At 39.1% G+C, this 9186-nt stretch carries 9 protein-coding genes and 2 pseudogenes; 6 read left to right on the forward strand and 5 right to left on the reverse strand.

Features of this window, described 5'->3' with window-relative positions; translation table 11 throughout:
• The first annotated feature begins 212 nt into the window (after positions 1–212).
• From V7K85_RS07545 to V7K85_RS07560, 4 genes are all read left to right on the forward strand, one after another.
• The gene (locus V7K85_RS07545) at positions 213–590 is read left to right on the forward strand and encodes a surface-adhesin E family protein (RefSeq protein WP_334812320.1); all 378 of its coding nucleotides are present in this window, start codon (positions 213–215) and stop codon (positions 588–590) included.
• 218 nt (positions 591–808) lie between these two features.
• Entirely contained in the window at positions 809–1762 is a 954-nt protein-coding gene (locus V7K85_RS07550; RefSeq protein ID WP_334812321.1) for a hypothetical protein, read from the forward strand.
• A gap of 33 nt (positions 1763–1795) precedes the next feature.
• On the forward strand, positions 1796–2068 hold the full coding sequence (locus V7K85_RS07555; protein ID WP_334812324.1) for a hypothetical protein: 273 nt from the start codon (positions 1796–1798) through the stop codon (positions 2066–2068).
• 170 nt (positions 2069–2238) lie between these two features.
• Positions 2239–2865, forward strand: a complete 627-nt coding sequence (locus V7K85_RS07560; RefSeq protein WP_334812326.1) for a retropepsin-like domain-containing protein — start codon at positions 2239–2241, stop codon at positions 2863–2865.
• Between the two features lie 4 nt (positions 2866–2869).
• Here the strand turns inward: V7K85_RS07560 and V7K85_RS07565 are convergent, their stop codons facing one another.
• The gene (locus V7K85_RS07565; protein ID WP_334812327.1) at positions 2870–3754 is read right to left on the reverse strand and encodes a LysR family transcriptional regulator; all 885 of its coding nucleotides are present in this window, start codon (positions 3752–3754) and stop codon (positions 2870–2872) included.
• A gap of 103 nt (positions 3755–3857) precedes the next feature.
• Here V7K85_RS07565 and V7K85_RS07570 point away from each other — a divergent pair, with 103 nt between their 5' ends.
• Positions 3858–4652, forward strand: coding sequence for a methyltransferase domain-containing protein (locus tag V7K85_RS07570; protein WP_334812329.1), 795 nt, complete (start codon positions 3858–3860; stop codon positions 4650–4652).
• Between the two features lie 16 nt (positions 4653–4668).
• On the opposite strand, the gene V7K85_RS07575 is transcribed toward V7K85_RS07570, so the two are convergent.
• Complete coding sequence (locus V7K85_RS07575; protein WP_334812332.1) at positions 4669–5412, reverse strand: amino acid ABC transporter ATP-binding protein; 744 nt, start codon at positions 5410–5412, stop codon at positions 4669–4671.
• Positions 5413–5545: 133 nt separating this feature from the next.
• On the opposite strand from V7K85_RS07575, the pseudogene V7K85_RS07580 reads away from it, so the two are divergent.
• A pseudogene (locus V7K85_RS07580) lies at positions 5546–6445 on the forward strand (Rpn family recombination-promoting nuclease/putative transposase).
• A gap of 278 nt (positions 6446–6723) precedes the next feature.
• Here the strand turns inward: V7K85_RS07580 and V7K85_RS07585 are convergent.
• The 3 genes and pseudogenes from V7K85_RS07585 to V7K85_RS07595 all read right to left on the reverse strand — a co-directional run bounded on the left by V7K85_RS07585 (position 6724) and on the right by V7K85_RS07595 (position 9093).
• Positions 6724–7875, reverse strand: a pseudogene (locus tag V7K85_RS07585) (amino acid ABC transporter permease).
• Positions 7844–8152: a hypothetical protein gene (locus V7K85_RS07590; protein WP_334812334.1), complete on the reverse strand. Its 309-nt coding sequence runs from the start codon at positions 8150–8152 to the stop codon at positions 7844–7846. The pseudogene V7K85_RS07585 and the gene V7K85_RS07590 overlap by 32 nt, the downstream one beginning before the upstream one ends.
• Before the next feature lie 14 nt (positions 8153–8166).
• Positions 8167–9093, reverse strand: a complete 927-nt coding sequence (locus V7K85_RS07595; RefSeq protein WP_334812336.1) for an amino acid ABC transporter permease — start codon at positions 9091–9093, stop codon at positions 8167–8169.
• Positions 9094–9186: the final 93 nt, after the last annotated feature.

Here is a 9186-nt window from a genome sequence, read left to right on the forward strand (position 1 = left end):
TCTCTGTATCTCTGACTACATTAATACCTTAGCGCGTCCGTGTCGATTTATTTTCATCACGCTTACTGTAAACCCTGTAATCGACAGCCTACAACGTTTTGAACTCCAATCAGTCAGAATTTATTGACCGATGTTACAGATGTTTTAGTAGTTATACTGTTGCAATATTTTTCACTTAGTAGGTAAAACCGAAGTATAGTTTTAGTACTTGTATGTTAAAAAAAATAGCCATAGCAGCAATAACATCTACTTTTATATTTGTTCCGACAATAGTCAAAGCCGAATGGGTTTTTGTAGATCAAAACGATAAATTTGCTTCATTTGTTGACAGAATTATTAAAGTTAATGGCAAACCTGCATTCTTTTGGCAAAAAATAATCTATAAAACAATCTCTAGTGACAATATAAAATCAGTAATTTTCCATGAAGCCGTTAGCTGTGATTTAATGGCTTTCAAAAACTTGACCGTTGTTTTTTATAATGATAGTGGCGAAGTATTAACCCAGGAAGATAATAAAGAGCCTTTAGATTGGAAGTATGCAATACCAGGCAGCGAACAAGAGTTTATTTTAAAGAGAATTTGTAAGTAAATGCCTCAGCCTTATCTAACAGCTTCCCAACGCCCTATAAGACCCTAACATGCTATGCAACGGCGCTAAATACCTTTAACGAAAGAGGAACACACATACAATCTTCTGCTAGTGGGTAGTATTCAACCACTAGACAACGATGCAAAGTTACTATAACTGTAAATACAGAAAATATATAATTCATCATTTTTTATAAATAAAATTACAAGGAAAAAATAATGAGTAGTTTTTCTCAAAATCAAGAAAACTGGATAAGTTATGAAAAAGGTTATGAACCATATATAGGAATAATGACAGCGGAGAAACTGGAAAAAGCTTTTGAAAGAACTGAAAAAACTTTTAATCAAGCTCTTATTGAAGAAAACTCTAAAAGATTACTCGATATTATGAACAGTTTGAAAAAATATAATAAATTTTTCAGATTACCTAGTATTGCATACGTAGAATTGGAAAGAGAAGATGATAATGATGATGATAATCCTATACGACACAGTTATATTATAGGAGGCAGGCATAGAGTCACTGCATTACTGAAATTACTGGAAAAATCGAATAAAGATAAATCTAATTTCAAAGTTCAGGTAGAGATGAGAAAAGTAAATGATTTTTTGGATATTATTGAATTAATTATTGCAGATAATGAAGGAAGAAGTATGTCAAATAGTGAAGAAATTTACTTACGGCAACTTCAAGAGATTTTACCTTTAATTCAAGATCCTAATATAACTTTTGCTCAATTTATAAATCAAATTTTAAATAATAGCGCAATAAACAAAAAAGCGAAAGAAAACATAATCTCAGCTTATGTAGATTACCAAAAAAATAATATAGGCTTTAATAGAATTATAAAATTACACGGAAGGAAAACATACACACAGTTAATAATTAAATCGCTGTTAAGTAATCTTTTAAGTAGAAGCCCTCAATTAGGTAAATGGGATGGGATAAAGCTAGAACGTGCAATAAAATGGTGTTGGGGAGGTTACAAACAAAGCCCAATTACAAATGTAATTAACAAATCAAATATTCTTTGGCGTAGTAAAAATAAACCATTTATAGCAACATTACGGGAAACTCAGAAATTAAGTAATGGTGACATTTATATAGGTAGATGCTATAAGGAGATAGCAGATTACGCGGTAGAAGAATGGGAGTTTGCTAATAAGCCTTGAGGTAAATAACTGAGAATCGGGCTAGTCAACAAAATGTTTGGATTAGCAATCACTCCAATTCATCTGACTCAGATACAGTTACAATATACTGAGAAACATACGAAAACTTTCGTACAAGTCATTATGCTAGTTGAACCAACATCTGAAGAAGACGAAACTACCTATCTTCTGAAATCAGAAACAAACAAAAAACATCTACTCAAAGCTTTAGAGAATGTAGAAAAAGGGAACTTAATTTTTGTTGACTTAGATGAATATGAAAAAATTGTCTTTAAACCACAAACTTATAAAATTGAAGAAGATTGATTATTTTGATTTGTAAATATCGTCATTAGTAATAACCATTATTGAGCCTGGGATATTATTTTAGCTCAGGCGATCGCTCTTTTTTAACCAGAAGATGCACAGCGATCGCAGATACAATCATAAGTAAAAGGCAAGCTGGTAGAAAATGGCTGAAATTGTCAGCAAAATCTATGAATAAAACACCCTCTGCCGATGAAAGCCAGCAAATGCTGAAGTGGTTAAACCAGAATCGCCAGATGTTATTAGATTTATATAAAAATCAATATATTGCTTACAATGCTAATGGCTTAATCGCTCACAGTGAAAACTTGCGTGAAGTTCTAGAATTAGCAGAAACGTCAAAGCAGATATTTTCAATTTACTTAGTTCCGCGCCGCACTGCTTCTATCGAGATTTTACCAATTCGCTTTCGTACAGTTGCTCGGCATGACTGGCAACCAAATTATCATGTAAAACTAAAGCATAGAAATATAGAAATATCTACAACGATGTTAGTAGACTCTGGTGCTGAATTAAGTTTAATTTCCTTAAAAGTAGGTCAAGATTTAGGCTACGCTTTGGCTGATGCAGAATCCAAACTATTAGCAGAAACTATCGGCGGAAGAGTTGAGTATGTTTTACGTAATGTTGAAATGACAATTGATGAACACAGTTTTATTGCTGCTGTGGCATGGTTACAAACTAATACAGGTGGAGAGCAATTACTTTTAGGAAGAGAAGTTGTATTTGATAAATTTAATATTGAGTTTAGGCAAGCTGATGAACAAATTATTTTTACATGGCGTGGAGATAACTAATCAGTTAACCACAGAAACTTCTCACAACTTGCAGAAACTCGCGTAAAACAGGCGTCATATCTTCTTCCCGCCACACTAGAGCCGTTTCTACTAATGGTGTTATTTCTTCTAAAGCGCGATACACTACACCAGACCTCTGAAGATTTTGCAATGAAGACGGTGCGATCGCAATCCCCATTCCCGCTGACACCAATCCAATAATTGTCTGCATCTGAATCGCTTCTTGAGTCACTTTTGGGCTGAAATTTACTTGCTGGCAAAGGCTCACGATTTGATCGTAAAGTCCAAAGCTCAAGTGGCGAGGGAACATGATAAAGTTTTCGTTTACTAGCGATCGCACTGAAATCTTTTCTTGTTCTGCTAAGGGATGAGTTTCTAACATAGCCACAATTAAAGCTTCTTGCTGAATGCACTCTTGATTGAGTGTGTTGTCTTCTAACGGTGGATGGGCAAAGCCTACATGGATACGACGTTCTTGTAGCGCTTGCTCTTGCTGAGTTGTGGTTAATTCCTGCAAAATCAACTCTACTTCTGGAAACTCTTCTCGAAACTGTCGCAAAATTACAGGAAGCAAATCGTAAGTTACCAAACTGGTAAATCCAATTCGCAGTAGTCCCTTTTCACCTCTTCCTGTCCGTTGGGTTAGCTCAATTGCCTTTTCCAGTTGAGCTAAAAGTTGATAAGCTTCTTGCAAAAATAGTTGTCCAGCTTCCGTTAACTGCACCTGTCGCTTGGTTTTGCGATGAAACAGTTGTACTCCCAATTGCACCTCTAGTTGCTGAATTTGCTGACTTAAGGGCGGTTGAGCAATGTGCAATCGCTCGGCGGCTCTACTAAAGTGCAGTTCTTCAGCGACAGCAATAAAGTAGCGCAGATGTCGCAGTTCCATTTTTTTGATATTTTATAAGTTTCAATTCTCTATAAATATATATTGGACATCTCAAAATTACCTACCTATAATACTCATACAGATATCTTAGGGAGTCAAAGTTATGCCAGAAAGGTATACTCCAGGCTATTCGAGCAATGCGACGAATTTTATGGCAAAACGCAATTTAGATACTCATGGTGCGTTTTTCAAGCCTTATTTACGTCCAGGGATGAAATTGCTAGATTGTGGCTGCGGCCCTGGTTCGATCGCTTTGGGTTTAGCAAAAGCGATCGCCCCTGGTACGCTTACAGGTATTGATCGAGAAGTTTCTCAAATTCGGATTGCTACTGAAAGTGCTTTCACCCAAGCTGTCAGTAATGCTAATTTTCTGGAGGGGAACATATATGCTCTACCCTTAAGAGATAACTCATTTGACGCAATCTTTTCCCATGCGCTGTTTGAGCATCTTCAAGAACCTGTGCAGGCGTTACTAGAATTGTGGCGAGTTTTGAAACCGGGGGGAATTATTGGGCTTCGTAGTCCTGACTGGGGTGGGTTTCTGATTGCGCCTACTACACCAGAACTGGACAAATCACTTTCTTATTACAAGTGGCTCCAGCAGCAGAATAATGGTAATCCTTACGTAGGTAGAGAGTTACGCGCTTTGCTGCGGGAAACTGGGTTTACTAATATCAAAGCTTCCGCTTCTTATCAATGTTATGAGCCGCTGAGTGCGATCGCAGAATATCTAGCACTGCGAATCGAAGCTTCGGAAAATATCGATCAAGCTGTGGAAAAAGGTTGGACTTATGAACAATCGCTGACAGCAATGAGCCGTGCTTTACGAGAATGGAGTCAGCATCCAGATGGATTTTTTGCTCAAGCTTGGTGCGAAGTTGTGGGATGCAAAAGTTAGATTAATCAAAGATTTTCTAGAGAATTTGTGACAAAAACTTGCGTGTTCTTTCTTCTTTGGGGTTGCTGAAAAATATGTCAGGGGTGGCTGACTCAACAAGCGAACCGCTATCCATGAGAATAACTCGGTCGGCGACTTCACGGGCAAATCCAACTTCGTGAGTGACGACTACCATTGTCATCCCATCACGGGCGAGATTTCGCATTACATCCAAAACTTCGCGTACCATTTCTGGATCTAAGGCTGAGGTGGGTTCGTCAAACAGCATAATTTTGGGTTGCATGGCTAAAGCACGAGCGATCGCTACTCGTTGCTGTTGTCCACCAGATAACTGTCCTGGATATTTCTGCGCTTGTTCTAAAATTCCGACTCTTTCTAATAGTTGCATTGCCAATTCTTCGGCTTTTGCCTTTTGCGATCGCCGTACCCAAATTGGTGCTAAAGATATATTTTGTAGTACTGTGAGATGGGGAAATAAATTGAATTGCTGAAATACCATTCCGACTTCTCGCCGAATTGCTTCAATGTTTCGCAAGTCGTGGCTGAGAGTAATACCGTCGATTTCAATTCTTCCTTGCTGATATTCTTCTAAAGCATTAAATGTGCGGATAAACGTAGATTTACCTGAACCAGAAGGACCCATCAATACTACTACTTCTTTGCGATTTACTGTTAAGCTTACACCTTGGAGGGCATGGAATTTGCCATACCACTTCTGAACATCTTCGGCGATAATTATGGGTTTTTGTTCTGTCGTCATTGATTTTTACCTCCGAATTTTATTTTTAACAATACCTAGCAAATTAAAACACTGCGAGAATTCTATCAAACCTGCTGATCTGAAATTTTGCAGTTGATGTATTATTAAGGACTAGTACTAAGCAAAAAATTCTGTGCCAAAAGCAGCAGATACAGGTGGCAAGCGATTAATTAGTCTCGCTCCCGACGCATGGGTAAAATGGGTGACTCAGCGTCCGTAAGTCGTGGCGAAAGAAATTTTGGGTTCTGAGTTTCAGTGGATTAGCCGCGAAACAGATGTGTTAGTGAAGGCATACAGTACCACTCATGGGGATTTTCTGGTACTCAACGAATTGCAGTTGCGCTACACAGCAAAAATGCCTTTACGCATGAGAGCTTATGCCGCCCTGGCACAAGAGCGTTACCAACTGCCAACTTACCCAGTGTTAATCAATATTTTGCCACCTCCAGCCACATTAACGGTTGTCAATAGCTACGAGCAATAATTTTTGGGATTACGTGCCATCCAAGACTATCGCGTGATTAATTTGTGGGAGGTGGACGCTGAAATAGTATTTCAGCAACCATTACCATCCTTATTACCGTTTGTGCCGATATTGCGAGGCGGAGGAGAGGCATCTGTTGTGCAACGCGCATTACAGGTACTACGAGCAGATGCCCAGTTCAACCAGTTAGAATCACTGCTGGCATTTTTTGCTAGCTTTGTGTTAGAGACACCTTTAGTGCAACAAATTATGAGGTGGGATATGGCAGTGTTACGAGAATCACCTTGGGATCAAGAAATTCTGACTGAAGGTAAGCAACTTGGTCTTGAGCAAGGACTTGAGCAAGGACTTGAGCAAGGACTTGAGCAAGGCGTACAGCAGGGTGCGCGACGGCAATTAATCCGGGTATTGCAACGACGCTTTGGTGAAGTTTCAGCCTCAGTAGCAGTAAGGTTGGAGAGTGAGAGTGTGGAACAATTAGAAAGTTTGATGGATGCAGCGATCTCTGTCAATTCTTTGGCAGAATTTATGACAGTTCTATTTAATTAAGAGAATACCCTAGTCCCAGACATTTAGGCAGTTCGTCAAGTGTTTCAAATTCGTGTTGCAAGATGCTGTGACTTTGAAAATTTTGATTCTGTTGATACCACAGATCCTCCCAATCGTCTGAGGAAAGGATGATTTCATCTGAAAGCTTAATGCTAAAAACTTTTAATAATTTTACCAGAATTACTGTCTACTATTTTCATCAAGTGGTCGCAGCGATCGCGTTTACTAGTCATTTATATTTACAAAGGACTAATGACTGTCTTCATGAGGATATTTGACTACTGGCTTAATTGTCTTTCTAATAGTCGAGAAGCCAGCGACATCGAGTAACAAAATACCCAGTAAATTAATCCAATAAACAGATATACTTCTGTATAGCGACCGAGAAATTGTGGTTGTGCCAATATGGAACGGGCAATACCTGTGAGTTCCACCAATCCCACTAAAGATAAAAGTGAAGTGTCTTTAAATAAGCCGATAAACTGACCAACGATCGCAGGAATAACGCTACGTAAGGCTTGAGGTAGGACAATTAATATTACTACCAAAGGTGTATTTAATCCTAGTGCTTTCGCTGCTTCAATTTGCCCCCGATGAATTGATTGGAGTCCACCGCGCACGTTTTATGCCATGTAAGCGGCACTAAATAGTACTAGTCCAGCAATTGCTCGTAGTACCCGATCTAAACGCACATCTGCTGATAAAAACAAGGGAAGCATTACTTGAGCAAGGAACAAAATTCCAATCAGTGGTACTCCCCTAACAATTTCAATGTAGAGGATAGAAAACCAACGGACTACAGGCAAGTTGCTTGTGCGCCCTAAAGCAAGTAAAACCCCAATGGGAAAAGAAAGCACAATACTGACTGCTGCCATTAGTAGGGTAAGTAGCAAACCGTTCCACAAATTTGTAGATACAGGTTGCAATCCAAATCCACCGCCAATTAGCCATAAAATTATCGGGAAAGACAATAACCATAATAGGGAAAGCCAAGAAGTTAGTACCTTAGTAAATTTTCCTCCAACCCAAAAACCTGCAAATAGCAAAACTGCAATTAACAGTAACCAGAGGTGGAATGCAAAGTCCAGTAGTGAAATGACTAACAAAACGCCGATGATAAAAGCAAACAAAGCAATTCTACGCTTTGTTAACTGTTGTTTACCAAAGAATACACCCCCAGTTATAGCGCCTAAAGTCGAAGCGATCGCGAGCACAATCCAAGTTCGCCAATATAGCGTTTGCGGAAACCTACCAACTAAAAATAAACGTAAATTAACCTGAATTACCGCCCATTGTGCTTGAGTAGTTGCCCAAGTTATAACTCCTCGTACTACCCAAAACAGCAATATCAAACAAACAACAGTTAATAAACTGTTGTACCAAGTACTGAATAGGTTTTTACGTAGCCAAGTTAATTGAGGATTTGTCATTAGTCATTCTTAAAGGTTCAATCTTTAGCCTCAAAAGTGCAACTTCCGAGTTCAAAGGTGCAACTTCCGAGTTCAAAGGCTCAACTTCCGAGTTCAAAGGCTCAACTTCCGAGTTCAAAGGTGCAACTTTCGAGTTCAGAGGTGCAACTCCCGAGTTCAAAGGCTCAACTTCCGAGTTCAAAGGCTCAACTTCCGAGTTCAGAGGTGCAACTTCCGAGTTCAAAGGCTCAACTTCCGAGTTCAAAGGCTCAACCTTCACCCTCAACAGCTTCCTCATCTCCCTCATTTTTCTCATCTCTCTTTAATTTGCACGGTGCGATTGAATAAATTCATAACTACAGAGATAATCAAACTCAGGGTGAGATAGGTGAGCATAATCAGTAATATCACTTCTACGGCTTTCCCCGTTTGGTTAAAAGTGGTGGAGGCGACAAAATAAATATCAGGGTAGCCGATGGCGATCGCTAAACTTGTATTTTTCGTCAAATTAAGATACTGACTCGTCAATGGTGGAATTATTACCCGCAAAGCTTGGGGAAAAATCACCAGCCGCATCACCAACCCTGGTTTTAATCCTAGCGATCGCGCTGCTTCCCACTGTCCCTTAGCTACTGATTGAATCCCACCTCGGACAATTTCAGCGATAAACGCACCCGTGTAAAAAGTTAATCCCAACAGCAAAGTTGAAAACTCTGGGGATAAGGTAAACCAAGGGAGTTCTAAGCCATTTTGACTAACGCCAATAAAACCCCAAAGGGATAGTTTATTTTCTGTTTTGGGAAAAGTTAGGAAAACAGCAAAGTACCAAAACAGCAATTGCAGCAGTAAGGGAGTATTGCGGAAAACCTCCACGTAAACCATAGCAATATTCCGCACTAGCCAGTTATCAGAAAGTCGGGCAACCCCAGCACTTACCCCCACAATTGTCGTCAGAAAAATTCCAGCAACCGCCACCCGCAAGGAGTTAATTAATCCTACCCACAAAGCATAACTGTAAGTATCAGTTGGTTTGTCAGTAATCAGAGTCTCGCCAATATCAAAAGATGCTTGTTGCTTGAGAAAATCAAAACCAAACGGAATACCTAATTGCCGCAAATTGCGGTTAAGATTGCCCCACAGTATTACTACTACAACTGCTGCTAAAAATACGGCAACTAATTGCAAAGCAATGTTCCAAAAACGATTATCACGCCATATAGGCGGTTTTGAATTAGTCATTAGTCATTAGTCATTAGTCATTAGTCATTAGTCATTAGTCATTAGTCATTAGTCATTAGTCATTAGTCATTAGTCATTAGTCATTAGTCATTA

The sequence above is a fragment of the Nostoc sp. genome, assembly GCF_036917615.1.
GTDB lineage: Bacteria > Cyanobacteriota > Cyanobacteriia > Cyanobacteriales > Nostocaceae > Nostoc.